Genomic DNA, 1,584 nt, shown 5'->3' with positions numbered 1-1,584 from the left:
ACCCCCATGGAGATGACCTTCTCCAGCCCGAGCAGCCGGCGGACGATGATCGACCGGTTGGCCCACGGGCAGGCGTAGGAGACGACCAGCCGGTAGCGGCCGGGTTCGACCGGGTAGCCGTCCGCGCCGTCGGCGGTGATCCGGGTCTCGATGTACCGGGTGTCGCGCTCGTACGGCTGGTTCACGAGCACATAGCTGCCCTGCTCCCCCGCCTGCGGCGCCTGCTGATCGGACATCACGCATCTCCTTCGGATGTGGGCTGAGGCTCCTGGACCGCCACCACCGGCTCGGCGGGCTCGCCGGGTTCGGCGGTCTCGCTGGGTTCGGCGGTCTCGGGTTCGGCGTTCTCCTCCGGCTCGTCGGCGGCCGCGCCGGCGTCGCCCTCCAGGGCGCGGCTGAGTTCGGCGGAGACGTCGATGCAGCGCGCCTTACGCGCCTCCGGCTTCTCGATCTCCTGGGCCACGGTCCGTGCGATCACCCGGCGGATCTCCGCATCGACCTGGGCGAGGTTGCGGATCAGTTCGCCGCGCATGTTCCTCGAGGCCACGTCCACGAAGACGTCCGACGGCCTCGGCGGCTCCACCTCGATCCGCAGCTGCAGCGGACGGGCGCAGCGGACGGTGAGCGGGAGGGTGATCAGGCCGGCCACGTCGTAGTGCAGCCGGTCCAGTTTGAGGTCGATGAGCAGCCCGATGGTCAGCGGCAACCGCACGGTGAACGTGATCAGGTCGCCCAGCTGCCGGCTGATGGCCGGTTCGTGGACCTGGACGTCGGCCCGCACCTTCACCATGCCGCCGGGGCCAGCCGGGATCGGCCCCACCTGAAAGGCCTCGCCGGCCAGCGCACCGAGGGCTGCGCCGAGCCGTTCGGCGGTCACCGCCACTTCGAAGAAGGCCCGGCCGAACTCCTCGTAGGTCATGTACTGGTCCGGATCGATGGCCTCCGACGGCACGACGGGAGCGTTGTCGGCCGGACCGGCCGGGTCGGCCGGACGCGGAGTCTCGACGGCGGGAGTCTGGTCGGTCACGCACTCAATCCTTGGGCCTTGTCGGTGTACGGACTCATCGATGGGAGGCATCGCGCAGCCGCGGCGGGCAGGCGGTGCCGGGCAGGGTGAGCAGCTCGAAATGCCACCACTCGTTGTCGAAGGCACGGCACAGTCCGTACCGGCTGCCGTGGCGCTGCAGCCAGCGGGCTCCGCTGCGCGGCCCCACGTCGATCGCCTCACCGGTCACATGCGTGGATTCACCGGGCGGCAGCACCCAGCGGCGCGCCTGTCCCGGGCTGCCGTAGGTCGCCAGCCCGTCGCGCCAGAGCGCGGCCTGCTCGGCCCGGCTGCGTTTGCCGGAGGTGATCGACAGCGGTACGCCGTCGGCCTTCGCATCCCGGGAGGCCAGCGTGTACGCCAGGGCCAGCTGCAGAGTGAGGCCCGCGGTGCCTTCGGCCAGGCGCACCCCAAATACGGAGGCGGCGGGTGCGGCTGCCGCCGGCGCGGCTACGGCGCCGGCCGCGACCGGGCCGAGCACCGCCAGGACGGCGGCGAGTCCGGAGACCGGCCGCGGCATCGGCGCGGCCGCCGTCGGC

2 protein-coding genes and 1 pseudogene are annotated in these 1,584 nt (G+C 72.3%); all 3 read right to left on the bottom strand.

Translation table 11 applies throughout. The features are described 5' to 3' along the window. Positions 1–236 (bottom strand): annotated as a pseudogene (locus ACJMNC_RS10160) (glutathione S-transferase family protein); the annotation flags it as partial. Then, the gene (locus ACJMNC_RS10155) at positions 236–1,027 is read right to left on the bottom strand and encodes a hypothetical protein (protein WP_408947831.1); all 792 of its coding nucleotides are present in this window, start codon (positions 1,025–1,027) and stop codon (positions 236–238) included. The pseudogene ACJMNC_RS10160 and the gene ACJMNC_RS10155, both read right to left, overlap by 1 nt. Before the next feature lie 34 nt (positions 1,028–1,061). Continuing rightward, positions 1,062–1,565, bottom strand: coding sequence for a M15 family metallopeptidase (locus ACJMNC_RS10150; RefSeq protein WP_408947983.1), 504 nt, complete (start codon positions 1,563–1,565; stop codon positions 1,062–1,064). Positions 1,566–1,584: the final 19 nt, after the last annotated feature.

It is taken from the genome of Gordonia sp. VNK21, assembly GCF_046098115.1.
Classification (GTDB): Bacteria; Actinomycetota; Actinomycetes; order Mycobacteriales; family Mycobacteriaceae; genus Gordonia.
The sequence above is the reverse complement of the archived record's forward strand: the minus strand, read 5'-3'. Positions and strand labels throughout refer to the sequence as shown.